General features: G+C 70.8%; 25 protein-coding genes, 1 other RNA gene and 1 riboswitch. Of the genes, 20 read left to right on the forward strand and 6 right to left on the reverse strand.

All coding sequences use genetic code 11. The features are described 5' to 3' along the window. The first annotated feature begins 69 nt into the window (after positions 1–69). From nrdR to J2Y70_RS10300, 17 genes are all read left to right on the forward strand, one after another. Positions 70–600, forward strand: coding sequence for a transcriptional regulator NrdR (nrdR, locus tag J2Y70_RS10220; protein WP_263397249.1), 531 nt, complete (start codon positions 70–72; stop codon positions 598–600). Next, the gene (locus J2Y70_RS10225; protein WP_309917062.1) at positions 597–1,082 is read left to right on the forward strand and encodes a GNAT family N-acetyltransferase; all 486 of its coding nucleotides are present in this window, start codon (positions 597–599) and stop codon (positions 1,080–1,082) included. Before nrdR ends, J2Y70_RS10225 begins: the two co-directional genes overlap by 4 nt. Then, entirely contained in the window at positions 1,079–2,197 is a 1,119-nt protein-coding gene (gene ribD, locus J2Y70_RS10230) for a bifunctional diaminohydroxyphosphoribosylaminopyrimidine deaminase/5-amino-6-(5-phosphoribosylamino)uracil reductase RibD (RefSeq protein WP_309916819.1), read from the forward strand. The genes J2Y70_RS10225 and ribD overlap by 4 nt, the downstream gene beginning before the upstream one ends. 153 nt (positions 2,198–2,350) lie before the next feature. Further along, positions 2,351–2,522, forward strand: a riboswitch (FMN riboswitch). Between the two features lie 78 nt (positions 2,523–2,600). Then, a complete protein-coding gene (locus J2Y70_RS10235; protein WP_263397251.1) occupies positions 2,601–3,200 on the forward strand; it encodes a riboflavin synthase in 600 nt (199 codons plus the stop codon). Positions 3,201–3,315: 115 nt separating this feature from the next. Beyond that, the gene (gene ribB / locus J2Y70_RS10240; RefSeq protein ID WP_309917065.1) at positions 3,316–4,497 is read left to right on the forward strand and encodes a 3,4-dihydroxy-2-butanone-4-phosphate synthase; all 1,182 of its coding nucleotides are present in this window, start codon (positions 3,316–3,318) and stop codon (positions 4,495–4,497) included. A gap of 98 nt (positions 4,498–4,595) precedes the next feature. Beyond that, positions 4,596–5,063 carry a 6,7-dimethyl-8-ribityllumazine synthase gene (gene ribH, locus J2Y70_RS10245; RefSeq protein ID WP_263397252.1) on the forward strand — a complete coding sequence of 156 codons (468 nt, stop codon included), beginning with the start codon at positions 4,596–4,598 and terminating at the stop codon, positions 5,061–5,063. Then, entirely contained in the window at positions 5,060–5,533 is a 474-nt protein-coding gene (nusB, locus tag J2Y70_RS10250; protein WP_309916824.1) for a transcription antitermination factor NusB, read from the forward strand. The genes ribH and nusB overlap by 4 nt, the downstream gene beginning before the upstream one ends. Positions 5,534–5,736: 203 nt before the next feature. After that, positions 5,737–6,711, forward strand: a complete 975-nt coding sequence (gene thiL / locus J2Y70_RS10255; RefSeq protein WP_309916827.1) for a thiamine-phosphate kinase — start codon at positions 5,737–5,739, stop codon at positions 6,709–6,711. 458 nt (positions 6,712–7,169) lie between these two features. Next, positions 7,170–8,750 (forward strand): CocE/NonD family hydrolase, encoded by a 1,581-nt coding sequence (locus J2Y70_RS10260; protein WP_309916830.1) that lies wholly within the window; start codon positions 7,170–7,172, stop codon positions 8,748–8,750. Positions 8,751–8,963: 213 nt separating this feature from the next. Next, a complete protein-coding gene (locus J2Y70_RS10265; RefSeq protein ID WP_309917069.1) occupies positions 8,964–9,656 on the forward strand; it encodes a TorF family putative porin in 693 nt (230 codons plus the stop codon). A gap of 18 nt (positions 9,657–9,674) precedes the next feature. Next, entirely contained in the window at positions 9,675–9,767 is a 93-nt protein-coding gene (locus J2Y70_RS10270; protein WP_046977662.1) for a potassium-transporting ATPase subunit F, read from the forward strand. Positions 9,768–9,782: 15 nt separating this feature from the next. After that, positions 9,783–11,504, forward strand: a complete 1,722-nt coding sequence (gene kdpA, locus J2Y70_RS10275) for a potassium-transporting ATPase subunit KdpA (RefSeq protein WP_309916833.1) — start codon at positions 9,783–9,785, stop codon at positions 11,502–11,504. 10 nt (positions 11,505–11,514) lie between these two features. Further along, the gene (gene kdpB, locus J2Y70_RS10280) at positions 11,515–13,575 is read left to right on the forward strand and encodes a potassium-transporting ATPase subunit KdpB (RefSeq protein ID WP_263397258.1); all 2,061 of its coding nucleotides are present in this window, start codon (positions 11,515–11,517) and stop codon (positions 13,573–13,575) included. A gap of 40 nt (positions 13,576–13,615) precedes the next feature. After that, positions 13,616–14,257, forward strand: coding sequence for a potassium-transporting ATPase subunit KdpC (kdpC, locus tag J2Y70_RS10285; RefSeq protein WP_309916837.1), 642 nt, complete (start codon positions 13,616–13,618; stop codon positions 14,255–14,257). A 73-nt stretch (positions 14,258–14,330) separates the two neighbouring features. Further along, positions 14,331–17,021: a sensor histidine kinase KdpD gene (locus J2Y70_RS10290; RefSeq protein ID WP_263397260.1), complete on the forward strand. Its 2,691-nt coding sequence runs from the start codon at positions 14,331–14,333 to the stop codon at positions 17,019–17,021. Beyond that, the gene (locus J2Y70_RS10295; RefSeq protein WP_309916841.1) at positions 17,011–17,745 is read left to right on the forward strand and encodes a response regulator transcription factor; all 735 of its coding nucleotides are present in this window, start codon (positions 17,011–17,013) and stop codon (positions 17,743–17,745) included. The genes J2Y70_RS10290 and J2Y70_RS10295 overlap by 11 nt, the downstream gene beginning before the upstream one ends. Before the next feature lie 475 nt (positions 17,746–18,220). Continuing rightward, the gene (locus J2Y70_RS10300; protein WP_309916843.1) at positions 18,221–18,454 is read left to right on the forward strand and encodes a hypothetical protein; all 234 of its coding nucleotides are present in this window, start codon (positions 18,221–18,223) and stop codon (positions 18,452–18,454) included. 44 nt (positions 18,455–18,498) lie between these two features. Here J2Y70_RS10300 and J2Y70_RS10305 read toward each other — a convergent pair whose 3' ends face one another. The 6 genes from J2Y70_RS10305 to J2Y70_RS10330 all read right to left on the reverse strand — a co-directional run bounded on the left by J2Y70_RS10305 (position 18,499) and on the right by J2Y70_RS10330 (position 24,087). Beyond that, positions 18,499–18,684, reverse strand: a complete 186-nt coding sequence (locus tag J2Y70_RS10305) for a hypothetical protein (RefSeq protein WP_309916846.1) — start codon at positions 18,682–18,684, stop codon at positions 18,499–18,501. A gap of 48 nt (positions 18,685–18,732) precedes the next feature. Continuing rightward, entirely contained in the window at positions 18,733–19,689 is a 957-nt protein-coding gene (locus J2Y70_RS10310; protein WP_309916849.1) for an acyl-CoA thioester hydrolase/BAAT C-terminal domain-containing protein, read from the reverse strand. A 386-nt stretch (positions 19,690–20,075) separates the two neighbouring features. Next, positions 20,076–21,461 carry an FAD-linked oxidase C-terminal domain-containing protein gene (locus J2Y70_RS10315; protein ID WP_309916852.1) on the reverse strand — a complete coding sequence of 462 codons (1,386 nt, stop codon included), beginning with the start codon at positions 21,459–21,461 and terminating at the stop codon, positions 20,076–20,078. Continuing rightward, on the reverse strand, positions 21,458–22,003 hold the full coding sequence (locus J2Y70_RS10320) for a metal-dependent hydrolase (RefSeq protein WP_309916855.1): 546 nt from the start codon (positions 22,001–22,003) through the stop codon (positions 21,458–21,460). Before J2Y70_RS10320 ends, J2Y70_RS10315 begins: the two co-directional genes overlap by 4 nt. Position 22,004: 1 nt before the next feature. Next, positions 22,005–22,373, reverse strand: coding sequence for a YraN family protein (locus J2Y70_RS10325; RefSeq protein WP_309916858.1), 369 nt, complete (start codon positions 22,371–22,373; stop codon positions 22,005–22,007). Next, the gene (locus tag J2Y70_RS10330; RefSeq protein WP_309916861.1) at positions 22,363–24,087 is read right to left on the reverse strand and encodes a penicillin-binding protein activator; all 1,725 of its coding nucleotides are present in this window, start codon (positions 24,085–24,087) and stop codon (positions 22,363–22,365) included. Before J2Y70_RS10330 ends, J2Y70_RS10325 begins: the two co-directional genes overlap by 11 nt. Positions 24,088–24,168: 81 nt before the next feature. On the opposite strand from J2Y70_RS10330, the gene rsmI reads away from it, so the two are divergent. The 3 genes from rsmI to rnpB all read left to right on the forward strand — a co-directional run bounded on the left by rsmI (position 24,169) and on the right by rnpB (position 26,127). Next, positions 24,169–24,996: a 16S rRNA (cytidine(1402)-2'-O)-methyltransferase gene (rsmI, locus tag J2Y70_RS10335; protein ID WP_309916864.1), complete on the forward strand. Its 828-nt coding sequence runs from the start codon at positions 24,169–24,171 to the stop codon at positions 24,994–24,996. Positions 24,997–25,054: 58 nt separating this feature from the next. Then, positions 25,055–25,732, forward strand: a complete 678-nt coding sequence (locus tag J2Y70_RS10340; RefSeq protein ID WP_309916867.1) for a hypothetical protein — start codon at positions 25,055–25,057, stop codon at positions 25,730–25,732. 28 nt (positions 25,733–25,760) lie between these two features. Beyond that, an RNA gene (rnpB, locus tag J2Y70_RS10345) (RNase P RNA component class A) lies at positions 25,761–26,127 on the forward strand. The last annotated feature ends 65 nt before the right edge of the window (positions 26,128–26,192 follow it).

Here is a 26,192-nt window from a genome sequence, read left to right on the forward strand (position 1 = left end):
GCCGGCCGGTCGATGGATTCCGCTTTTCACCGGGTCCCGAGTCCCGGGTCCCGAGTCCCGGCTTTCCTGATGCACTGCCCCTTCTGCCAGCACACCGACACCCGCGTGATCGATTCGCGCGTGTCCGAGGACGGCGCGACGATCCGCCGGCGCCGCGAGTGCGAGGCCTGCGGCGAGCGCTTCAGCACGCTGGAGACGATCGAGCTGAAGCTGCCGACGGTGATCAAGAGCGATGGCGGCCGCGAGGCCTTCGATGCGCGCAAGCTGCGCACCAGCTTCGACCGCGCGCTGCAGAAGCGGCCGGTGGCCGAGGAGCAGATCGAGGCGGCGGTGCGCGCGGTGGTGCACCAGTTGCGCATGTCCGGCGAGCGCGAGCTGCCGTCGATCCGGGTCGGCGAATACGTGATGGCCGAGCTGCGCAAGCTCGACCATGTCGGCTACGTGCGCTTCGCCTCGGTGTACCGCAGCTTCCAGGACGTGGCCGATTTCCGCGAGGAGATCGAGAAGCTCGAACGCGAGTTGCCGGTAGGTAGCGAGCAGTTGCCGCTGCTGGACCTGGTCCGCGTCGACAAGCCGGGCGACAAGTCCGGCAAGCGCTGACCGGCATGCGCATCGTCTGCCTGGCCGAGGCGCCGCAGCACATCCCGGCGCTGGCCAGCGAACACCTGCAGGCGTTCGGCCCGCTGCTGCCGGAATGGGCGCTGGACGAAGCCGAAGCCGACCTGCGCAGCCACCGCTGCGACAGCCGCATCCCGACCACCTGGATCGCGCTCGACGGCGACGACTGGCTCGGTTCGGTCAGCCTGCTGCAGAACGACGACGCGCGCATCCGCCAGTTCTCGCCGTGGCTGGCGACGCTGTACGTGCGCCCCCAGGCGCGCGGCGGCGGGCTCGGCGCGCAGCTGGTCGCGCATTGCGTGCAGGCTGCGGCGCGGCTGCGGGTGGGCCACCTGTATCTGTATTGCCAGCCGCATCTGGTGCCGTTCTACCAGCGCCTGGGCTGGGAGCCGCATGTGCAGCTGCCGCTGGGGCCGCTGCAGGTGACGGTGATGCGCATCGACGCCGGCGCGCTGGCGGCATGAGCGGTAGCGAGATGGGCGGGTTTTCCGCCGACGATCATCGGTACATGGCGCAGGCGCTGCGCCTGGCCGAGCGCGGCGCTTACACCACGCGGCCCAACCCGATGGTCGGCTGCGTGCTGGTGCGCGACGGCGAGGTGGTCGGCGAGGGCTTCCACCAACGTGCCGGCGGCCCGCATGCGGAGGTGTTCGCGCTGCGCGACGCCGGCGCGCGTGCGCGCGGCGCCACCGCCTACGTGACCCTGGAGCCGTGCGCGCATTTCGGGCGCACGCCGCCGTGCGCGCTGGCGTTGATCGAGGCCGGGGTGACCCGCGTGGTGGCGGCGATGGCCGACCCGTTTCCGCAGGTCAACGGCGGCGGCTTTGCGCTGCTGCGCGAGGCCGGCATCGAGGTCCGCAGCGGGCTGATGGACACGCAGGCGCGCGCCTTGAACCGCGGCTTCCTGTCGCGGGTGGAGCGCGGCCGGCCGTGGCTGCGGGTCAAGCTCGGCGCCAGCCTGGATGGACGCACCGCGCTGGCCAGCGGCGAATCGAAGTGGATCACCGGCGCGGCCGCGCGCCACGACGTGCAGCGCTGGCGCGCGCGCGCCGGGGCGATCCTGACCGGTGCCGGCACCGTGCTGGCCGACGATCCGTCGCTGACCGTGCGCCTGGACGATGGCACCGATGTGACGCCGCCGCTGCGCGTGGTGCTGGATGCGCAGCTGCGCACGCTGCAGCGGGCCAAGGTGCGCGATGGCGCCGCGCCGACGCTGTACCTGCATGCGCCGGGACTGGCACCGCCGCCGCTGCCGGGCGCCGAGTTCGCCGCGGTCGCGCTGCAGTCCGGGCGCCTCGATCTGGCCGCGGTGCTGCGCCTGCTCGCCGAGCGCGGCGTCAACGAAGTCCAGGTCGAAGCCGGTGCGACCATGGGCGGGGCGCTGCTGCGCGCCGGCTTGGTCGACGAGGTGCTGCTGTACCTGGCGCCGCTGCTGCTCGGCGACGCCGCGCGCCCGCTGCTGGCCGGCCTGGGCATCGACACGATGGCGCAGCGCGTGCCGCTGCGCTTGCTGGAGACGCGCCAGGTCGGCGACGACCTGCGCCTGTTGCTGCGTCCGGCGGCGGCGGACGCCGGGTAACCGCGACCGGCATCTGCTGCGCCGGTGTGCTGTCGCCACGGCGCACGGTTGCCGCCTTCGCCGCGACGCTACGTCCCATCGGTGGCCCATCCCGTCGCAGCGGGTGCCAAGCCGCGCCCTGCTAGAATGCGCACGCCGGTTCGCCGGCACCACAAACGTCTTCAGGGCGGGGTGCGATTCCCCACCGGCGGTAGGTGCGTTCGCGCACGAGCCCGCGAGCGCTTGGGCAGGGCAGCCGGCACGCAGTGCGGGTGCGCTGCTCAAGGTCAGCAGATCCGGTCCGATGCCGGAGCCGACGGTATAGTCCGGATGAAAGAAGACGGCCTTCGCGCAGCCTCGCGGCTGCGCGCGCGCCTGTTTGCCTTGTGGCGTTTTTCGCTCACCATCCTTGCGAGAAACGTTTATGTTCACCGGAATCATCGAAGGCGTCGGCCGCCTGGCCGCGCGCCAGCCGCAGGGCGGCGACATCCGCTTCACCTTCTCCACCGGCAGCCTGCCGTTCGCCGACGTGCAGCTCGGCGAGAGCATCGCGGTCAACGGCGTGTGCCTGACCGTGGTCGCCTTTGACGCGGCGTCGTTCCAGGCCGATGCGTCCACCGAGACCCTGTCGCTGACCACGCTCGGCGCGCTCGCCGAAGGCGCGGCGCTGAACCTGGAGCGGGCGATGCGCCCGACCGACCGCCTCGGCGGGCATCTGGTCAGTGGCCATGTCGACGGCCTTGGCAGCGTGCTGTCGATCCACGAGGACGCGCGCGCGCAACGCTGGCGCTTCGCCGCGCCGCCGGCGCTGCTGCGCTACATCGCCAAGAAGGGTTCGATCTGCGTGGACGGGGTCAGCCTGACCGTCAACGAGGTGGACGCCGCCGGGTTCGAGGTCGCGCTGATTCCGCACACGGTGGCCAACACCGCGTTCGCGCAGACCGCGGTGGGCGCCGCGGTGAATCTTGAAATCGACCTGGTCGCGCGCTACGTCGAACGCCTGCTGCAAGGCCGCGACGGCTGACGCCACCCCGTCCTTGCTCCCGATGGCCGTGTCGCCGCAGCCCGCGCTGCCGGCGCCGCGGCGCCACCTCCTGCGAATCCTGCGAGTCCCCATGTCACCGTCCACTGCCCCCAGCCTGAACTTCGCCCCCGTCCCCGAACTGCTGGAAGAGATCCGCGCCGGCCGCATGGTGGTCATCGTCGACGACGAGGACCGCGAGAACGAGGGCGACCTGATCATGGCCGCCGAACTGGTCAAGCCGTCCGACATCAATTTCATGGTCACCCATGCGCGCGGCCTGGTGTGCCTGTCGCTGACCCGCGAGCGCTGCGCGCAGCTCGGGCTGGCGCCGATGGTCCAGCACAACACCGCGCAGTTCCACACCAACTTCACCGTCAGCATCGAAGCGGCCGAGGGCGTCACCACCGGCATCTCCGCCTACGACCGTGCGCATACCGTGCGCACCGCGGTCAAACCCGACGCCAAGCCGCACGACCTGAGCCAGCCCGGCCACATCTTCCCGCTGATCGCCCAGCCCGGCGGCGTGCTGACCCGTGCCGGCCACACCGAGGCCGCCGGCGACCTGCCGCTGCTGGCCGGGCTGGAGCCGGCCGGGGTGCTGGTGGAGGTGCTCAATCCCGACGGCAGCATGGCGCGGCGCCCGCAGCTGGAGGAATTCGCGCGCCTGCACGGGCTGAAGATGGGCTCGATCGCCGACCTGATCGCCTACCGCCTGGCCACCGAGCACACCGTCGAGCGCATCGACGAGCGCGCCATCGAGACCGAGTTCGGCGGCTTCACCCTGGTCACCTACCGCGACCGCATCGCCCACGACCTGCATTTCGCGCTGGTCCGCGGCACCCCGGACGCGGACACGCCGACGCTGGTGCGGGTGCAGGTGGAGAACCCGCTGGCCGACCTGCTGCACTGGCGCCGCGACGATTTCGGCGTGGCCGCCAGCGACGCGCTGCGCGCGATCGCCGACGCCGGCAGCGGGGTGATGGTGGTGCTGTCGGCGCCGCGCGACAGCCAGGCGCTGCTGGCGCGGTTGCGCAAGCAGCCCGACGTGGTCGCCAACAGCAAGGACGTGGGGCAGTGGCGGCGCAACGGCGCCGGCAGCCAGATCCTGGCCGACCTGGGCCTGGGCAAGCTGCGCGTGCTGGGCACCCCGCGCCGCCAGGTCGGCCTGGCCGGGTTCGGGCTGGAAGTGGTGGAGCATGTGGAGGTGGGGGCGGGACTCGGGACTCGGGACTCGGGACTCGGGCGGGACCGGGGACCGGGGACCGGGGACCCGGAACGGCAAGAGCCAACGGCATGAAGTCCGCGGCGCGCTTTTGCTTTTCCGGGTCCCTGGTCCCCGGTCCCCGGTCCCGGCTGCACTGCTAAACTCTCCAACCCCCTGAACCCGCCACCGCCATGACCCACTACGAAGGCGACCTCCGCGCTCCCGAAGCGGCCCGGTTCGCGATCATCGCCAGCCGCTGGAACGCGCGCATCACCGACGTGCTGGTCGCCGGCGCGCGCGAAAGCCTGTCCGGCAACGGCATCGCCGACGAGGCGGTGGACGTGATCCGCGTGCCCGGCGCCTGGGAACTGCCGCTGGCCGCCGCGCGCCTGGCCGCCGCCGGCAAGCATGCGGCGATCATCGCGCTGGGCTGCGTGATCCGCGGCGACACCCGACACTACGAGCACGTGGCCGACGGCTGCGCCGAAGGCCTGCTGCGGGTGTCGCTGGATTTCCGCATCCCGGTGCTCAACGGCGTGCTGGCGGTGGAGCGGGTCGAGGACGCCGAGGCACGCGCCGGCGGCAGCCACGGCAACAAGGGCGAGGAAGCGGCGCTGACCGCGTTGGAAATGGTCAATCTTCTGGAGCTGCTGCCGTGAACAAGTCCGCTGGCCACAAGCACGTCCGCCGCGACGGCGTCGATCCGGTGCTGCGTTCGCGCGCGCGCCGGCGCGCGCTGCAGGCGATCTACGCCTGGCAGATCGCCGGCGGCACCGCGCAGCACGTGATCGCGCAGTTCGCGCACGAGCAGGCGCACGAACTGGCCGACCTGATCTATTTCGAGAACCTGGTCGAAGGCGTGCTCAAGCACCGCGCCGAACTGGACGCGGCGCTGGTCGGCTACCTGGACCGCACGGTCGAGGAAGTGGACGCGATCGAGCGCGCGGTGCTGCGCCTGGCCGCCTACGAACTGCTGCATCGCCAGGACGTGCCGTACCGCGTGGTGATCAACGAAGCGATCGAGACCGCCAAGCGGTTCGGCTCCGAACACGGCCACACCTACGTCAACGGCGTGCTCGACCGCGCCGCGCTGGAATGGCGCGCGGTGGAGTCGGGGGGCGCCGCCTAGGCGGCGCGCGATTCGGCATTGGGGATTGGGGATTCGCAAGAGCGGCTTCCCGGTAGCCATCGTTGATCGCGCGAAGGAATGCATTCGCGGCAATGCTTGGCGACCGTAGGCCTCGACCCCGAATCCAGCTCTTCCCGGCGAATGGCGGCCCATCCCGGCTGTTGCAAATCCCCAATCCCGAATCCCCAATCCCGGCCCCCCAAATGCCCGAATTCGATCTGATCGATCGCCTGCGTGTCCGGATCGGGGTGCGCGACGACGTGCCGCTGGGGATCGGCGACGATGCGGCGCTGTTGCAGCCGCCGCCGGGCGAGCAGTTGGCGATCACCACCGACACGCTCAACGTCGGCGTGCACTTTCCGCTTGAGACCGCGCCCGCCGACGTGGGCTGGAAGACCCTGGCGGTGAACCTGTCCGATCTGGCCGCGATGGGCGCGCAACCGCGCTGGTGCACGCTGTCGCTGTCGTTGCCGCACGAGGATGCGGGCTGGATCGACGCCTTCGCCGACGGCTTTTTCGCGCTGGCCGATGCGCACGCCATCGTGCTGGCCGGCGGCGACACCACGCGCGGACCGCTGTCGCTGTCGGTCACCGCGATCGGCAGCGTGGCGCCCGGCGCCGCCTTGCGCCGCGACGGCGCGCAGCCGGGCGACGAGATCTGGGTGACCGGCCGCCCGGGCGAGGCCGCCGCCGCGCTGGCGCTGTGGCAGGCCGGACGCCTGGACGTGGCACAGGTCGCTGCCGATCCGATTCACGAGCATTTGCGCCAGCGCCTGCTGCGGCCGTCGCCGCGGGTGCAGGCCGGATTGCGCCTGCGCGGGCTGGCGCACGCCTGCGTCGACATCTCCGACGGTCTGCTGGCCGACCTGGACCACATCTGCGTACGCAGCGGGGTCGGCGCCGAACTATGGCTGGCCGCGTTGCCGGCCGCCGCCGCACCGGCGGAGGCGGATGCCGCGCAGGTGCACGCCTGGCAACTGGGCGGCGGCGACGACTACGAGCTGTGCTTCACCGCCGCACCGGCGCAGCGCGCGGCCATCGTGCAGGCGCTGCAGGCGATCGGCGAGGACGCGACGCCGATCGGCCGCATTGTCGCGGGCGCCGGCATCGTCGTCCGCGACGCGCACGGCCAGCCATGGCAGCCGCCGCGGCGCGGCTACGAGCATTTCGCCGGTTAGGGACTTCGAGTCGCTTCGCGCCGGACCCTCACCCCAACCCCTCTCCCGGTGGGAGAGGGGCTAAGCAGTTCCCTTCTCCCTGCGGGAGAAGGTGCCCCGGAGGGGCGGATGAGGGTACGGGCGCAGCCTCGCGCACCCAACGCAGCGAGTCGCTTCGCGCCGTACCCTCACCCCAACCCTCTCCCGATGGGAGAGGGGCTAAGCACGCCGCGGCTGTTCCCCTTCTCCCGTCAGGATGGGCCCCCTTTTCGGCGGAAGGTGCCCCGCAGGGCCGGATGAGAGAAGGCCAGGTGCCTGATCGACGGCCACAAGCGCGCCACCATACCGTGCCGCACTGCGGCGTGAAGTCGCCCGTACCCGCTGGTATGGTCGCGGCACTCGACACCCCCACGTCGCGTGTTCGTAACCGTATCTGGCAGTTGGGCCATTCCGACCCGGCGCCGTTTGGGAGGCAGTACATGCGTACGTCCGTGTCCCGCTGCATCGCCCTGTGCGCGATGCTGTTGTTCTCCGCCGCCGCCTTCGCCGGCGGCTTCAGCAAGCAGTATCAGACCATCCCGGGTTGGGACGGGACCAAGCTCGGCGCGCTGGTGCTGGTACCGCAGGGGCAGGGCGACGGGCCGTTCCCGCTGGTGGTGATGCCGGCCAGCTGGTCGCTGCCCAACCTGGAATACGTGGGCCGCGCCAGCGAACTGGCCAGCAATGGCTACGTGGTGGTCAGCTACACCTCGCGCGGGTTCTGGGATTCGGCCGGGCAGATCGACATCGCCGGGGCGGCGACGGTGGAAGACGTCAGCGCGGTGATCGACTGGGCGCTGGCCAATACCCCGGCCAATGCCAAGGCGATCGGCGTCTCCGGCATTTCCTACGGCGCCGGCACCAGCCTGCTCGCCGCCGCGCGCGATCCGCGGATCAAGGCGGTCGCCGCGCTCAGCGGCTGGGCGGACCTGCAGGCCTCGCTGTACGCCAACGCCACCGTCAGCGAGCAGGGCGTGGCCCTGCTGGTCGCTTCCGGCGCGATCACCGGCCGGCCCGGCCCGGACCTGGCGCAGATCAGCGCGCGGGTCGCGGTCGGCGACTACGACGGCGCGGTGCAGGGCTTCCTGCCCAAGGCCGGCGAGCGCGGCGTGATCAACGAGCTGCAGGCGCTCAACCGCAACCGTCCGGCGGTGCTGCTGGCCAATGCGTTCAACGACGGCCTGTTCCCGCCGAACCAGTACATCGACCTGTACAACCGCCTGACCGTGCCCAAGCACCTGATGTTCAGCCAGGGCGACCACGCCACCGCCGAACTGCCGGGCGCGCTCGGCCTGCCGAACGAGATCTACACCGAGACCACCCGCTGGTTCGACCACTACCTCAAGGGCCAGGCCAATGGCGTGGACAGCGAGCTGCCGGTGCAGCTGTCCACCCTCGGCGGTACCTGGCTGCGCTATGCCGACTGGAACAGCGTGCAGGCCGGCGCGACCCGCTACGGACTGACCCGCCCGAGCGGCCTGCTGGCGCCCACCGGCACGTTGGCCGGCGCGACCAGCACCGGCTGGAGCCACCGCATCGCCACCGGCGTGCCGACCCTGGCCGATTCGGGCGTGTTGCTGGTCAGCGGCCTGCTGCAGGGCCTGGGCGCGCCGGTCACCACCTCGATCCCGCTGGTGACCCGCAGTGGCGCCGCGGTCTGGGCCGGCCCGGCGTATGCCAGCACCAAGCGCCTGGCCGGCAGCCCGTCCCTGCGCGTGACCGTGACCCCGAGCCAGGCCAACGTGTCGCTGTTCGCCTACCTCTACAGCATGGACGGCCTGGGTGTGGGGAAATTGCTCACCCATGCGCCGTACTCGCTGCGCAACGCGACCCCGGGCGTGGCGACCACGATTGATCTGCCGCTGCAGGCGACCGCCGCCGAGATCCCGGCCGGCAACCGCCTGGTGCTGGTGGTGGACACCACCGATCCGCGCTACACCTCGGCCAGCCGCTTCGGTGGCAGCGTCAGCTTCAGTTCGCCGGCGGCGGCGCCGTCGAGCCTGAGCGTGCCGCTGCACTGAATGTGTGGGTGACGGAAAGGCCGGCGCGATGCCGGCCTTTCCTGTATCCGGCCGCCAGCCCGTGGCGGAAATTACGCGGAATTTACGCCGCGACCGGCATCGGCCGATAGCGACTTTACGGCCCCGCGCCGGAACATGACCAGGTCGGCGGAATGGTTCCGCCCTGGATTTCACGTCATGCGTTCCCCGCTTCCCCGCACCGCCCGCCGGCCCATGTCGCGCGGCGCGCTCGCGCTTTCCCTGCTTGCCGGCGCGGCATCTGTGCACGCCGCCAGCGTCAGTGGCAACGCCACGCTCACCAGCGACTATGTCTGGCGCGGCAGCACCCAGAGCGACGGCGATCCCGCCGTGCAGGCCGGCCTGGCGCTGGCCGCCGACAACGGCGCGTACGCGTCGCTGTGGGCCTCGTCGATCACGTTCGACAGCACACCGCACGCCAGCACCGAGGTCGATGGCGTGCTCGGCTGGCGCGGCCAGTGGGCGCCGGACTGGGCCTGGGACGCGAACCTGACCCGCTACCACTACCCCTCGGCCGCCGCGCTGAACTGGTCCGAGCTGGGCGCGACCGTGACCTGGAAGCAGCGCGTGTGGGCGCAGCTCGGCTGGTCCGACGACGCGCTGGCCAGCGACAGCACCGGCACCTATGCGCAGCTCGGCGCGCGCTATCCGTTCAACGAACGCGTCCGCGTCGAGGCGGCGGTGGGCCATTACTGGCTCGCCCGCGGCTACGCCGACAGCTACAGCCATGGCTTGGTCAGCGCGGTGTTCGCCCTGCCCAGCGGCCGCCAGGGCGGCCCCGGGCTGGAGCTGCGGCTGACCGCGCACGACAGCGACCGCGCCGCCGAGCGGCTGTTCCCCGGCATGGCCGGCGCGCGCGTCGAAGCCGCGCTGCAAGCCACGTTCTGATTCCCTAGGAGAGATGACATGCCGACCTGGCTATCGCTGATCTGCGGCGTGGCGGTGATCGTCGCCGCCGGCTACCTGCTGTACGTGATTCTGCGCCCCGAAGACTTCTGAGCCGAGACCGCCGACATGATCGATACATTGCTTGTCTATGCGCTGGCGCTGCTGCTCGGCTGGCCGCTCGGGCTGTACCTGGCCAAGGTGATGCGCGGCGCGCCGATGCGCGGCGACGCGCTGTTCGGCTGGATCGAGCGGCCGTTGTATCGGCTGCTCGGCACCGATCCGGCGCAGGGCATGAGCTGGCGCGGCTACGCTGCCGCGTTCCTGGCCAGCAACCTGGTGCTGGGCGTGCTGGTGTTCGCGCTGTTCGTCACCCAGGCCTGGCTGCCGCTGAATCCCGACGCGGTGCCGAACATGCGCTGGGACACCGCGCTGCACACCATGGTCTCGTTCCTGACCAACACCAACCAGCAGCACTACTCCGGCCAGGCGCAGCTGTCGTACCTGTCGCAGGCGGTGGGCGTGGTCGGGTTGCAGTTCGTCACCCCGATGATGGGCCTGGCGCTGGTGGTGGCGACGCTGCGTGCATTGTTCGGTGGGCGAGCGGCCGCAGCGAACGGCGGTTCGCAGACTGCGACGCTCAGCGTCGACGAAGCCGACGTCGGCAACTACTGGGCCGACGTGATCCGGCCGACGCTGCGCTTCCTGCTGCCGCTGTGCCTGCTGTGGACGGTGCTGCTGACCCAGCAGGGCGTGCCGTCGACGCTGGCTACCGGTCCGGTGGCGACGCCGCTGGACGCCAGCGCCGGCATGGCCACGCAGAAGATCCCGCTCGGCCCGGTCGCGGCGATGGTGGCGATCAAGCAGCTCGGCACCAACGGCGGCGGCTGGTACGGCCCCAACAGCGCGATGGCGCTGGAGAACCCGACCCCGTTCTCCAACCTGCTGGAAATGCTGGCGATCGTGCTGATCCCGGTCGCGATCGCGTTCATGGTCGGGCCGTTCACCGGGCGCCGCAAATTCACCGCGCTGGTGTTCGGCAGCATGCTGGCGATGTCGCTGGCCTCCACCGCGGTGGCGGTGTGGTCCGAAGGCCATTCGGCCAGCACCGCGAGCGCGGCGCTGATGGAAGGCAAGGAAGTGCGCTTCGGCGCCGATGCGTCGGCGGCATGGTCGGCGCTGACCACGCAGACCTCCAACGGCTCGGTCAACGCGATGCACGATTCGCTGGCGCCGCTGACCGGCGGCGTGGCCATGGTCGACATGCTGGTCAACGCGATCTGGGGCGGCATCGGCTGCGGCCTGCAGCAGTTCCTGGTGTACCTGCTGCTCAGCGTGTTCCTGGCCGGGCTGATGACCGGGCGCACGCCGGAACTGTTCGGCCGCAAGATCGAGGCCGGCGAAGTGCGCCTGCTGGCCTTGCTGGTGCTGCTGCAGCCGCTGGTGCTGCTCGGCTTCACCGCGCTGACCCTGGCCATGCCGGCGGCGATCACCGCCACCTCCAATCCCGGCTTCCACGGCATCAGCCAGGTGTTCTACGAGTACACCTCGGCGTTCGCCAACAACGGCTCCGGCTTCGAAGGCCTCGGCGACGGCATCCCCTGGTGGAACCTGACCTGCACGCTGGTGCTGATCCTGGGCCGCTACCCGGCGTTGATCGTGCCGCTGGTCGTGGCCGCGCAGATGGCGCGCAAGCGCGTGGCGCCGGAAACCGGCGGCAGCCTGCAGGTGGAAACGCCGACCTTCGCGCTGACCCTGATCGCGGTCATCGCGGTCCTGACCGTTCTGCAATTCACGCCGGCACTGGTGTTGGGCCCGATCGCCGATCACCTGACGCTTGCCGCGCACTGAGACCACGACCATGAGCACTCCGCTTCCGCAAGCTTCTTCCTCGGTCCACAAGCCCGGTCTGCTCGACGGCCCCGCGTTGCGTGCGGCGCTGCGCGCCAGCGTGCTGAAACTTTCGCCGCGCCATCTGCTCGGCAGCCCGGTGATGGCGGTGGTGTTCGCCGGCACCTTGCTGTCGGCCCTGATCACCGCGGCCGGGCAGGGCGCGCCCGGCTTCGGCTGGGCGGTGACCGCGATCCTGCTGCTCACCGTGCTGTTCGGCAATTTCGCCGAAGCGGTGGCCGAGGCGCGCGGCCGCGGCCAGGCCGCTTCGCTGCGGCGCGCGCGCAAGGACCTGGTGGCGCGCCGGGTGAGCAGCGCGCAACTGGATGGCGAAACCAGCATTCCCGCCGCCGAGCTCAAGCCCGGCGACCTGGTGGTGATTTCCGCCGGAGAGCTCATTCCGGCCGACGGCGAGATCGTGCATGGCGTGGCCACCATCAACGAAGCCGCGGTCACCGGCGAATCGGCGCCGGTGCTGCGCGAGGCCGGCACCGATCGCTCCGGCGTGATCGGCGGCACCAAGGTGCTGTCCGACGAGATCGTGGTGAAGGTCACCGCCGAGCCGGGGCATAGCTTCCTGGACCGCATGATCGCGCTGGTCGAAGGCGCCAACCGGCAGAAGACCCCGAACGAGATCGCGCTGACCATGCTGCTGGCGGCGATGACCCTGACCTTCCTGATCGTGGTTGCCACCTTGCCGGTGATCGCCGGCTTCGTCGGCGTGCGCATCGACCCGCTGCTGCTGATCGCACTGCTGGTGTGCCTGATCCCGACCACCATCGGCGGGCTGCTGCCGGCGATCGGCATCGCCGGCATGAACCGCGCGCTGTCGGCGAATGTGCTGGCCAAGTCGGGCAAGGCGGTGGAGGTGGCCGGCGACGTCGATGTGCTGCTGCTCGACAAGACCGGCACCATCACCTACGGCGACCGCCAGGCCACCGCGTTCCATGCGCTCAGCGGCGTCGATGCGGCGCAGCTGCGCGAGGCGGCGATGCTGTCCTCGCTGGCCGACCCGACCCCGGAAGGCAAGTCGATCGTGCGCCTGGCGCGCGAGCAGGGCCTGCCGCCGGCCGACCCGGACGGCGCCAGCTTCGTCGCCTTCACCGCGCAGACGCGCATGTCCGGCGTCGACCTGCCCGCGCAGGGGCCACACCCGCCGCGTTCGATCCGCAAGGGCGCGGCCGACGCGCTGATCCGCCACGTCACCGCGCTGGGTGGGCAGGTGCCGGCGGAACTGAAGGGGCGCGTGGAACAGGTCGCACGCAGCGGCGCCACGCCGCTGGTGGTGGCCGAGGGCCGGCACGTGCTCGGCGTGGTCGAGCTGTCGGACGTGGTCAAGCACGGCGTGCGCGAGAAGTTCGCGCGGCTGCGCGCGATGGGCGTCAAGACGGTGATGATCACCGGCGACAACCCGCTCACCGCCGCGGCGATCGCCGCCGAGGCCGGCGTCGACGACTACATCGCCGAGGCCACGCCGGAAGACAAGCTCGCGCGCATCCGCGCCGAGCAGGCCGGCGGGCGGCTGGTGGCGATGGTCGGCGACGGCACCAACGATGCGCCGGCGCTGGCCCAGGCCGACGTCGGCCTGGCGATGAACTCGGGCACGCAGGCGGCCAAGGAAGCCGGCAACATGGTCGATCTGGATTCGGATCCGGCCAAGCTGCTGGCGGTGGTGGAAGTGGGCAAGCAGCAGCTGATCACCCGCGGCGCGCTGACCACCTTCTCGCTGGCCAACGACGTGTCCAAGTATTTCGCGATCCTGCCGGCGCTGTTCGCCGCCTCGATCCCGCAGATGGCCGCGCTGAACGTGATGCGCCTGTCCAGCCCCACCCATGCGGTGCTGGCGGCGTTGATCTTCAACGCGCTGGTGATTCCGGCGCTGATCCCGCTGGCGCTGCGCGGCGTGCGCTTCACCCCGGCCACGGCGACCTCGCTGCTGCGCCGGAACATGCTGATCTACGGCGTCGGCGGCGTGCTGCTGCCGTTCGTCGGGATCAAGCTGATCGACCTGCTGCTGGTGGCGCTGGGCTGAGCCCGGCGCCGATCTTCCGCTTCTTTTCGGATCTCCTGCGATGAACGTTTCCCTGGTTTCTCCTTCCTGTCGCGAACCGCTGCGCTGGCGTGCGGCGGTGGTGCTGCCGCTGCTGGTGCTGGGCGCCGCCGCGCTGTACTCGTTGCTCGCTACCCTGTTCGCCGGCGCGCTGTTCCCGGCGCAGGCCAACGGCAGCCTGCTGCAACGCGACGGCCGCGTGCTCGGCTCGGCGCTGGTCGCGCAGCCGTTCGCCGCGCCCGGTTACTTCCAGCCGCGTCCGTCGGCGGCCAAGTTCGATCCGATGGCCGCGGCCGGCAGCAACCAGGCGCGCAACAATCCCGAACTGCAGCAGCGCATCGCCGACGCGCGCACGGCATTGGCCGCGCGCGACGGCGTCGCCGCGGCGCAGGTGCCGGACGACCTGCTGACCCAATCCGGCAGCGGCCTGGATCCGGACATCAGCGTGGCCGCGGCGCAGCAGCAGGTGGCGCGCGTGGCCAAGGCCCGCGAGCTGCCGGTCGCGACCGTCGCCGCGCTGGTCGCCGCGCAGGTGCAGCCGCGCCAGTTCGGCGTGCTCGGCCAGCCGCGGGTGAATGTGTTGGCGCTGAACCTGGCGTTGGATGGAGCCGGGACTGGGGACTCGGGACCCGGGACTCGGGAAAATCAAGAACAAAAGCAATAAGCCGACGGCCCGCGCTGTAGGCTCTGCGAGTCCCGAGTCCCGAGTCCCGAGTCCCGAGTCCCGAACCGCACCTATGCCCGATCCCCGCACCCAACAGGCCGACGCCTTGATCGGCGCGCTCCAGCGCGAGCGCGGCGGGCGGCTGACCGTGTTCCTGGGCGCGGCGCCGGGCGTGGGCAAGACCTACGCGATGCTGTCGCGCGCGCGGCAGCTGCAGCAGCAGGGCAGCGAGGTGGTGGTCGGGGTGGTCGAGACCCATGGCCGCGCGGAGACCGCGGCGCTGCTCGACGGGTTGACCGTGCAGCCGCGGCGGCGCGTGGAGTACCGCGGCCGCACGCTCGAGGAAATGGACCTGGATGCGCTGCTGGCACGGCGCCCGCCGCTGGTGCTGGTCGACGAACTCGCCCACCGCAATGCGCCCGGCAGCCGCCACGAGCGGCGCTGGCAGGACGTGCAGGAACTGCTCGACGCCGGCATCGACGTCTACAGCACGGTCAACATCCAGCACCTGGAAAGCCTCAACGACGTTGTCCACCGCATCACCGGCATCCGCGTCGGCGAGACCGTGCCCGATGCGATCTTCGACCGGCTGCGCGACATCGTGCTGGTCGACCTGCCGCCGCGCGAACTGATCGAACGCCTGCAGCAAGGCAAGGTCTATCTGCCCGAGCAGGCGGGGCAGGCGCTGCAGGCGTTCTTCTCGCCGTCCAACCTGGCCGCGCTGCGCGAACTGGCGATGCAGACCGCGGCCGACCGCGTCGACAACGACCTGCGCGACGTGCAGGCCGCGCAGGGCCGCACCGGCGTGGCGCTGCGGCGGCGAGTGCTGGTGGCGATCGACGGGCGCGGCCAGTCCGATTACCTGGTGCGGGTGGCGCGGCGCCTGGCCGAGCGCCGCGGCGCGCCATGGAGCGTGGTCACCGTGCAGACCCAGGCGCAGCCGGAAGAAGCGTGGCAGCTGGAGATCGATCGCGCCTTCGCGCTGGCGCGCAGGCTCGGCGGCGACGCGGCACTGCTGCACGGCGCCAGCGTGGCCGATGCGCTGCTCGACCATGCCGCGCACAACGGCGTGTCCACGCTGCTGCTCGGCCGCACCCGCGAGCGGCCGCTGGCGCGGATGATCAATCGCACCCTGACCCAGCAACTGCTGCAGCGCGGCGCGCACTACGAGCTGGTCATCATCAGTTCGCCGGAGGCGCGCGCGCGCGCGCGGCGGCGCTGGCGCAGTCCCGGCCACTGGCTGTCGCGCGACGACCTGGCATTCGCCACCGTCGCGTCGCTGCTGGCGGTGGCGGTGGCCTGGATCGCCGAACGCTGGGTCGGCATCGACGACCTGTCGATGGTGTTCATCGTCGCGGTGGTGATGGTCGCGGCGAAGACGCGCATGGCCGCGGCGGTGCTGTCGGCGTTGCTGAGCTTCTTCGCCTACAACTTCTTCTTCATCGAACCGCGCTACACGCTGCACATCGGCGCGCGCCAGGGCCTGGTCACGGTGCTGCTGTTCCTGGTCGCGGCGCTGGTCGCCGGGCGGCTGGCGTCGCGGCTGCGCATGCAGGTGCTGGCGCTGCGCGCGGCCAACGCGCAGACCACCGCGCTGCAGCGGCTGGGCCGCGAACTGACCAGCGCCGCCGACCTGGGCCAGGTGCTGGAGGCCGGGCGCCGTGCGCTGGCCGCCACGCTGGAAGCGGAAGCGTGGGTGCGGCTGCAGCCGCTGGAGGCGGCGCACGCCGCCGCGCAGGACGGCGCGCACGACTACGCGCCGTCGATGGCGGCGGTGGACCGCAGCGCCGCCGACTGGGCGCAGCGCCACGGCCAGGCCACCGGCCGCTTCACCGACACCCTGGCCGGCGCCAGCTGGTGGTTCCTGCCGGTGCGCCACGAACGCGGCGCGATCGGCGTGGTCGGGCTGAAGTTCGCTGCCGGCGTGCAGCGCCCCGGACTGGAGCAGCAGCGCCTGGCCGAGGCCATGGTCGAGGACATCGGCCAGGCCGCGCTGCGCACGCGGCTGGTCGCCGACCTGGAAAGCGCGCGGGTCAGCGGCGAGACCGAACGCCTGCGCTCGGCGTTGCTGTCGTCGGTGTCGCACGACCTGCGCTCGCCGCTGGCGGCGATGATCGGCGCCGCCAGCAGCCTGTCCAGCTATGGCCAGGCGATGGACGCCGACGACCGCCGCAGCCTGCTGGAGACGATCCAGCTGGAAGGCGAGCGCCTGGACCGCTACATCCAGAACCTGCTCGACATGACCCGGCTCGGCCACACCGGGCTGACCTTGAACCGCGACTGGATCGGCGTGGACGAACTGATCGGCTCGGCCGCGCGGCGCCTGCAGCGCTACCAGCCGCAGGTGCGGCTGGACATCGCGCTGGCGGCGGACCTGCCGACGCTGTGGGTGCACCCGGCGCTGGTCGAGCAGGCGATCTTCAACGTGCTGGAGAACGCGGCGAAGTTTTCGCCGCAGGACGAGGCGATACGCGTCGCCGCGGCGATGGTCGACGGACGCCTGCGCATCGATATCGGCGATCGCGGCCCCGGCATTCCCGAAGACGAGCGCGCGCGCATCTTCGACATGTTCTACAGCGTCGAGCGCGGCGACCGCGGCCGCCACGGCACCGGCCTGGGCCTGACCATCTGCCAGGGCATGATCGGCGCGCACGGCGGCAGCGTCGAGGCGCTGCCCGGCGCCGATGGCCGCGGCACCACGATCCGCATTACCCTGCCGTTGATCGAACCCGCCGCCCCGCCGCCCCGCCCCGATGCCGACTGATTCCCACGCCGATCCGATTCCGCCGCCGCGCGTGCTGGTCATCGATGACGAGCCGCAGATCCGGCGCTTCCTGGACATCAGCCTGCGCGCGCAGGGCTACCGCGTGCTGCAGGCGGCCACCGGCGGCGACGGCCTGGCGCAGCTGGCCGCGCACGGCGCCGAACTGGTGGTGCTCGACGTCGGCCTGCCCGATCAGGACGGACACAGCGTGCTGCGCGAACTGCGCCAGTGGTCCACGGTGCCGGTGATCATGCTCACCGTGCGCGCTGGCGAAACGGAGAAGGTGCAGGCGCTGGATGCCGGCGCCAACGACTACGTGACCAAGCCGTTCGGCGTGCAGGAACTGATGGCGCGGATCCGCGTACTGCTGCGCATGCAACCGGCCGCCGGCGAAGCCGAGCCGGTGTTCGACGACGGCCACCTGCACATCCACCTTGGCCTGCGCGAGGTGCGCCTGGGTGGCGAGCCGCTGCCGCTGAGCCGCAAGGAATACGCGTTGCTGGCGCTGCTGCTGCGCCACAGTGGGCGCGTGCTCACCCAGCCGCAGTTGCTGCGCGAAGTGTGGGGGCCGACGCATCAAGAGGACACCCATTATCTGCGCATCCTGGTCGGCAAGCTGCGGCAGAAGCTCGGCGACAGCGCGGTGGCGCCGCGCTACATCGCTACGGAGCCGGGTGTGGGGTTGCGTTTCATCGGGGTGCAGAGCAATCCTGAGTTTCGTTGATGTCTGGGTGTCGCGGACAAGGCGCCCGGTGCGACAGATGCGCGGAGAAAGCTGTAACGACTTGACGCCGTTGGCTTCCAGCTTCTGCCCGGTGGCGTGGGTCTGCGCCGCGGTGAATGCGACGGGAACACGTTTCAGCATTTGATCCTACTTAGTTGGCACGCAGCGCATTGTTCAATGCATTTCACGCCCTGCGGGCGCGAGTTACTTTTCTTTGCTTGTGCAAAGAAAAGTAACCAAAAGAAAGCACACCCTGTCCTCGCGCCTTCCGCGCTGCGCGCTCCAGGTCCGCGGGCGCGGCGGGGATTCGCGGAAGGGGCTCCTGCCCCTGCCGCGAACGACGCGCATCCATGCGCGTCGCCCTTCGGGTTTTTCCCCGCCACGCCCGCCGCTGCGGAAGGGACCCGGTAAGTCAAAAGCCAATTCAAAGTCACGAGCAACAGCAACAGCAACAGCAACAGCAATAGCAATAGCAATGGCAATGGCAATGGCAAAAGCAAAGGCAAAAGCAAAAGCAAAAGCAAAAGCAAAGGCAAAAGCAAAGGCAAAAGCAAAGGCAAAAGCAAAGGCAAAAGCAAAGGCAAAAGCAAAGGCAAAAGCAAAGGCAAAAGCAAAGGCAAAGGCAAAGGCAAAGGCGGTGATCGGAAAACGCAGCGCATGGCCAAGGGATGCGGCGGCGTCGATCAGATTCCCAATTGCGGGGCGCTAACCTTCTTTGCACGCGCGAGCTGCACTTTCCCGGTCTTCGCTCAGCTACTTGTCCAGCAGCACCTCTCCCGGATCGAGAACGCCGTCCGGGTCCAGCGCGCGCTTCACCGCGCTTGCGTCCAGCGTCGCCGCGTCGAAGGCCTGCGCTATGTGGTCGCGCTTGGCCGCGCCGATGTCTGCGTTCGCCCGACAGCGTGCCGTCCAGCAGCCCGAACAGCCGTGGCTATGCATCTGCGCGTGGTGCTGGGGCGTACTGGTGCCGACGTGCAGGTTGCCGGGTCAGCGCACGGGTGCTGCCGGACGCGTATCGCCGGTGTCGCGCAATGCGGCATCCAGGAACGCCGTGGTCCGCGTCCAGCTGTCCGCGCGCGCTTCGGTCAATCCTGAGGGCGTGCCGCCGCCGAAGCCGATGTCTTCCTGCAGCGTGGTCTCGGTCGGCGCCAGGCCGAAGGCGAAATGTCCGCCCTGCGGGTACTGCAGCACGCTGACCTGGTGGGCGAACTGGCGCCGCTGCAGCCGCTCGGCGATCGCATCGGCCATCTGTGCGGACGGCCACACCTGGTCCTGCGCGCTGGCGATCAGCAGCACCGGGCCGTGGATGCGTTCGACCGCGATCCTGGCAGGGCTGTCGGCGGCGACCGCCTTGCCGCTGTGCGTGTAGAGATCGAGCAGGCCCTTGCAATCGGGACAGGGCGTGAAGGGCACGTAGGCCAGCGGCGTGCCGGCCAGGGTCCACGAGCTGGCCGCTGCGCCGCCGCTGCGGTCGATGCCCTGCCAGACCACATCCGATGGCGACGCGGCGACCACCGCAGCGATGCGCGCATCGTGCGCAGCCAGCGTCAGTGCGGCTTCGGCGCCCTTGGACAATCCCAGCACGGCGATCCGCGGCGGCGCTGCCGGGCCTTGCTGCGCCAGGTAGTCGACGCCGGCCTGCAGCCGTTCCAGCGGGATCGCACTGAGTTGCGACGGCAGGCCGGGCCCATTGAAGTAACTCTGTGCGAGCGCGACGTAGCCCTGCTCGGCCAGGCGCCTGGCGATGCGCTTGGCCCAGGCGCGTCCGCCTTCCGCGCCGCCCAATACCAGCACCGCCGGGTGCGCCGCAGTGTCCTCGGGGGTGTACAGCGTGGCGGAGAGCGTCGCGGTCTCGATCGAGCGCTCGTCGATCGGCTGCGCCGTCGCGACGCCGCAGCCGGCCAGCCATACAACGGCGGCCGCGAGGCCGAATCTGATCGTCATGAAGCGCCGTTCCTGGTGTGGGCGCTCGGGTCGCGGCACGGATGCGCCGCACGTCCCCGTTCGCACCGCGGCACTATCGTGCATTCATGCCTCGGTCGCATGGCCGGATGGTCATGCCTTGACGCCGGCGAGGCGACCCGGCCGTGCAGGCGCTACCGACAATGCGAGCCGTGGCTGACGACTGGGCGTCTCCCGCAAACGTGGCCAGGGTTGGCCGGTCCCGTGTGCCACAGGATGGTTCAGCCTCGACAGGTTACGACGTTGTCAGCCTTTTCTGCTTCGTTCGTCGCGGCTGAAGCCGCTCCTACAAAAGCGGGTGCAGCTTGCCTGCATGGCGGAGCCAGGCCGATGCTTGCGAGTCCCGAGTCCCGAGTCCCGAGTCCCGCTCACGCCTCCGGCAACACTTTCCCCGGATTGAGGATGCCGTCCGGGTCCAGCGCGCGCTTCACCGCGCGCATCGCGTCCAGCGTCGCCGCATCGAAGGCCTGCGCCATGTAGTCGCGCTTGGCCACGCCGATGCCGTGCTCGCCCGACAGCGTGCCTTCCAGCGCCAGCACCAGCGCGAACAGGCGCGGCAGCGCCGCATGCGCACGCGCGGTCTCGGCGGCATCGTCGGGCGCGTACATGATGTTGACGTGCAGGTTGCCGTTGCCGGCGTGGCCGAAGGCGACGATCGGCAGGTCGAATTCCGCCGCCAGCGCTTCCACCCCGGCCACCAGTTCGGGGATGCGCGACACCGGTACCACCACGTCTTCGTTGATCTTGCCCGGCTTGATCGTGCGCAGCGCCGGCGACAGCGCGCGGCGCGCGGCCCACAGCCGGTCGCGCGCGGCGCCGTCGGTGGCCACGTCCAGCGACAGCAGGCCGTCGCCCTCGGCCGCCGCGCCCAGCGCCTGCAGGGCGTAGGGCAGGGTGTCGTGGTCGCCGTCGGCTTCGATCAGCAGCATCGCGCCGGCCTCGGGCACGTCGCTGCCGTTGCGGCGCAGCAGCGCGATCGCGCTGCGGTCCATGAATTCCAGCATCGCCGGCGTGGTCGGCTGCGCCATCAGCCGCGACACCGCCGCCGCGGCGCTGGCGGCATCGCGGTAGAACGCGCGCAGCCCGGCCTGCGCCAGCGGCCGCGGCGACAGCTTCAGCGTGGCCTCCACGATCAGCGCCAGGGTGCCTTCGCTACCGACCAGCAGATGGGTCAGGTCGTAGCCGGTGGCGTCCTTGGTGTAGGCGCCGCCGCAGCGGATCAGCTCGCCGGTGCCGGTCACCGCGACCACGCCGAGCACGTTGTCGCGGGTGGCGCCGTACTTCACCGCGCGCGGGCCACCGGCATTGGTCGACAGGTTGCCGCCGATGCTGCAGATCTCGGCGCTGGACGGGTCCGGCGGCCAGAACAGGCGGTGCGGCATCAGCGCCTGCTGCAGGTCGCCGTTGAGCACGCCCGGCTCGACCACCGCGCAGCGGTCCTGCGGGCGCAGCTGCACGATGCGGTTCATGCGCGCGAACGACAGCACCACGCCGCCGCCGAACGGCACCGCGGCGCCGGCGGTGCCGGTGCCGGCGCCGCGCGCGACGATCGGCACGCGATGCGCGCGGCAGGCGCGCACGATCGCCTGCACCTGCTCGCGGGTCTGCGGCAGCGCCACCGCGTCGGCCAGCGCCCAGCGTCGCGAATCGTCCTCGCCGTAGCTGCGGCGGCTGGCGTCGTCGGTGCGCCAGCCGTCGCCGCCGAGCAGTGCGGCGAGGGTGTCGGTCAGGGCGGTGGGCAAGGGCGTGGTCATGGTGGCGAACGCGGTGCGGGAGAGGAGGGTGGCTGCAGCAGTTTCCAGGCGCCGACCGCCGCCGCCAGCGGCAGCCACACCCAGCGCAGCTCGGACAGCAGGGTGGCGACGCCGCGCGCGCCGAAGAAGCCGTTGGCGAACGGCGACACCCGGATCGGCCGCCACGGCGCGAACCAGCGCTGCTCGCTCCACGGCCACGCCAGCGCGACGCCGAGCCCGCCGGAGGTCATGGCGTCGAGCAGCGGATGCGAGACGGTGCACACGAACATCCACGTCGCCGCCTGCAGCGCGCCGGCGCGCAACGGTCGGTACAGCAGCGCGCCGAGTACGCCCAGCAGCGCGGCGAACAGCAGCGAATGGCTGGCGCCGCGATGGCCGAACGCGTCGGCGTAGGGAATGTGCAGGGCGAACGCGACCACGTCCAGGTCCGGCAGCATCGACGCGGCGATGCCGGCGCCGAGCAGGCGCCCGGAGATGCGTCCGCGATCGGCGGCGGCCCACAGCGCCAGCGGCACCGCGGCGTGGGTGAAGATGCTGGGCATGTCAGCAGTCGTCGGCGCGGAATGCGTCGCGCAGCCAGGTCAGCCGCGGCGGTTCGCCGTCGGCTTCGACCACATCGAAGCGGCACGGCCAGTTCGCGTAGCGCGGGTGCGCGGCCAGGAACAGCTGCGCGGCCAGCACCAGCCGGCGGCGCTTGCGCAGGTCGACCGAGGCGGCGCCGCCGCCGAATGCGTCGGTGCGCCGGTAGCGCACCTCGACGAACACCAGGCACTGCGCCTGCTGCATCACCAGGTCCAGTTCGCCGCCGCGATAGCGCACGTTCGCGGCGATCAGTTGCAGTCCGGCGCGCTCCAGTTCGGCGCGCGCCGCCGCTTCCACGTCGTTGCCGCGTTGCCGGCGGTCAACGCCCATCGGGCAGCGGCGTCGCGCGCCCGCCGCTGAAGGTGGACCAGGCCGGAGTGCGCAGGATGTTGCCGAAGCCGTCCAGGTGCAGCACGCCGGTGGCGCCGCGCAGGTTGGCTTCGGCGCCGGTGGCGAGCTTTTCCAGGTAGGCGCTGATCTGCCAGGCGTCGTAGCCGAACGCGAACAGGCGCCCGGCCGGGCCGCGCGCGGTCGGCAGGGTCTCGGCTACGCTGGTCGCCGCCGGCAGGCCGCCGACGCCGCGCACGTTCCACAGTTCGCTCGGGTAGGCGATGCCGTCCAGCACCAGGTCGTCCTCCGCCTTGCCGGTGCCCAGCACCAGCTGCGAGGTCGCGACCCGGCTCTTGCCGGCGAAACCGGCCAGCGCCAGCTGCGGCGCCAGCGCGCGCGCGGTGCCGCCCTTGACCGCCAGGAACACCGCGTCGGCGGCGCCGGCATTGCGCAGCTGCGCGCCGACATCGCCCGGCGTCTCTGCCACGCTGACGCTGGCCACGACCTTGCCGCCGCGCTCGCTGAAGCGCTCGCGGAACGCGGCCACCGCACGGCGGCCGTTGTCGTCGTTGCTGCCGATCACCAGCGCGTTGCGGCGCTCGTGCGCCAGCAGGTATTCGGCGGCGGCGATGCCGTCGTCTTCCGGCGCCAGCGAGAAGCCGGCGCTGCCGGCGGGCGGCGCGGCGGTGCCGCGGTTCAGCGCCAGCAGCGGCACCGGCAGCGCGTCGCGCGCGAACAGCGCGCTGACCTCGTCGCGGCCGAGCGGGCCGACCACGAAGTCGGCGCCGCCATCGATCGCCTTCTGGTAGGCGGCCAGCGCGCCGGCGGCGGTGCCGGTGGTGTCGATGAAGTTGATCTCCGGGCGGCGCCGGGTCTCGCCGTAGTAGCCGGCGAGCAGGCCGTCGCGCACCGGCGCGGCCGCGGTGGCCAGGCTGCCGCTCAGCGGCAGCAGCACCGCCAGCTTGGCCGGCGGGCGATAGCCGTCGCGCTCGGCGGGGGGGCGCTTGCTGGTGTCGAAGCCCCATTGCGCGCCGCGGTCGAACGGGCGCGGCAGCGGCAGGCCGCGGCTGATCAGCGCGCGCCCGGCGAAGTTGTACAGCGGGTCGCCGGCCGGCAGCGCGGCGGCGCGCGCCTGCAGCGTGGCGTCGTTCAATGCGGCCAGCAGGCGCACGATGGCGCGCTGGTTGTCGGTGCGCGCCTGGCCGGTCAGGCCGATGTCGGCGCGGGCGCGTTCGTCCAGCGCCGCGTTGCCGTCGCCGGTGCCTTCCAGCGCCTGCGCGCGGGCCAGGTGCCAGCGCCCGCGCAGGTTCTGCGGCACGGCTTGCGGATCGCTGCCCAGCGCCTGCAGCGCCTGCGCCGGCTGCCGGTCGACCAGCGCCAGCTCGGCGTTGACCAGGGCCAGCCGCACCTTGCTCAGGCCCGACAGCTGGCGCGGCTGCACCTGCGCCACCAGGCTGCGCGCGCGCGCGACGTCGCCGGCCTCGTACCAGGCGAAGGCGGCGTCGGCCAGCAACTGGTTGCGCTCGCTGCCGGTGGCGCCGGCGGCCTGCGCTTCCAGCTGCTGCGCCGCTTCCCGCGGCTTGCCCTGGTCCAGCAGCGCCAGCGCCGCGGACTGGGCCGGCGACGCGCTCTGGGTGACGCTGGTGGTGGCGCAGCCGGCGAACAGCAGCGCCAGCAGCGACAGGGCGGAAATCCTTGCGAATCGCTTGTTCATTTCTGGTCCATTCGGCAGGGCACGCCGGGGCGCGCCGGGGAAAACCGCTACGATTCTACCCTTGACCATGGAAAGCCGTAGATGAGCGCCCAGCCCGGAACCCTGCACGTCGTCGCCACGCCGATCGGCAACCTCGCCGACCTGACGCCGCGCGCGCAGGAGGTGCTGCGCGCGGTCGCCGCGATCTGCGCCGAGGACACCCGCCGCAGCGGCCAGCTGCTGGCGCATTTCGGCATCGACAAGCCGCTGCTGGCGCTGCACGAGCACAACGAAGAGGCGCTGGCGCAGCGCATCGTCGTGCGCCTGCTCGGCGGCGACTCGCTGGCCCTGGTCAGCGACGCAGGCACCCCGCTGGTCAGCGATCCGGGCTACCGGCTGGTGCGCGCGGCGCGCGAGGCCGGGGTGCGGGTCAGTCCGGTGCCCGGCGCCTGCGCGGCGATCGCCGCGCTCAGCGTGGCCGGCCTGCCCAGCGACCGCTTCAGCTTCGAAGGCTTCCTGCCGGCCAAGGCCTCCGCCCGCCGCGAGCGCCTGGCACGCCTGGCCGGCGAGCCGCGCACACTGGTGTTCTACGAGTCCTCGCATCGCATCGTCGAATCCCTGGCCGACTGCCGCGCCGCGTTCGGCGACGCGCGTCCGGCGGTGCTGGCGCGCGAACTGACCAAGCTGTTCGAGACCGTGCTCGACGGCAGCCTGGCCGACCTGCAGGCGCGGGTGGAAGCCGACGACAACCAGCGCAAGGGCGAGTTCGTGCTGATCGTGCAGGGCGCCGGCGACGATGCCGACGCGCAACTGGCCGAAGGCCGCCGCGTCTACGCCACGCTGAGCGAACACCTGCCGCCGTCCACCGCCGCCAAGCTGGCCGCGGAGATCACAGGGGCGCCGCGCAAGGCGTTGTATGGGGGCGGCTAGCAAGGCCGCGCGTCAGAAGGCCAAGGAACTGGCTTGGCTCGACCTCGCCAGAACCCTAATGCCGGGGACAATTCCTGAGGGGATAGTAGAGCAACTGCATCCACCTGCTCCCGACCTTCTGATTCGAAGCGACAGAGGGGTGTTGGGCATTGAGGTCACTCAGCTCTTTCAGCTCGACGACGCAACATTGCGTATCCCTATTCGAGAAATCGAAGCTGCACAGCGCAACATTCTCGTTGAGGCCAGACGGCTATATGAAGCCTCTTATGGGCATGGCTTGTTCATCAACGCTTCGTTCAAGAGTGGTGCTCCGCCTGCAAAAAAGGCAGCGGCTCGCGAACTGGTGGAGCTCGTGGAGAGGCATCGCCCCGAAACGGGTGGCATGTTCCAAGTGCTGGCATTGGAGGCCCGAGCCCGGACACTCCTTCCTGGGTGGCTACAGGGATTGACGATCCGTATTCGAGAGTCAGATGAGCCTTCTCGCTGGATCGGTGGTTCGGTTTGGAGTACGCCGAGCTTGACGCAAGCCATGCTGCAGGCTGCGGTTTTCAAGAAAGACAAAAAAATCGATGGTTACTTGGGGTGTTGCGATAACGTATGGCTCTTGGTCATTTGCGACTTATGGCCCATGGCGGCTAGTTTGTCGATACCGCGGAACGCCACCGAATGGTGTTTGGAAAGCCGTTTCTCGCGCGTATTGCTTGTGTCCCGTGAGGGGGATGGCATCAGCTTCTGACTACGAAACGTGCGATAATGCGCGCGGCGGAGTCGGCCAGACAGTCGCGTCATCCCGGTGCATTTCGGTGCGGCGGGGTGCCGAGGAAAGTCCGGGCTCCATAGGGCAAGGTGCCAGGTAACACCTGGGCGGCGCGAGCCGACGGATCAGTGCAACAGAAAGATACCGCCTAAGTCTGCGCAAGCAGACCGGTAAGGGTGAAATGGTGCGGTAAGAGCGCACCGCGAGTCCGGTAACGGACCGGTACGGCAAACCCCACCTGGAGCAAGACCAAATAGGGACCTCATGGCGCTGCCCGCGTCGGGTCCGGGTAGGTTGCTCGAGCGCCGCGGTGACGCGGCGCCTAGAAGAATGACTGTCCACGACAGAACCCGGCTTATCGGCCGGCTCCGCCGCTTTATTTGCGCGCCGCGCAAATAAAGCCCCAAACTTTTGCTGTGCAAAAGTTTGGGCCCCAAGG

Origin of the sequence: Xanthomonas sp. 1678 (assembly GCF_031455575.1) — a bacterium.
Lineage (GTDB): Bacteria > Pseudomonadota > Gammaproteobacteria > Xanthomonadales > Xanthomonadaceae > Xanthomonas_A.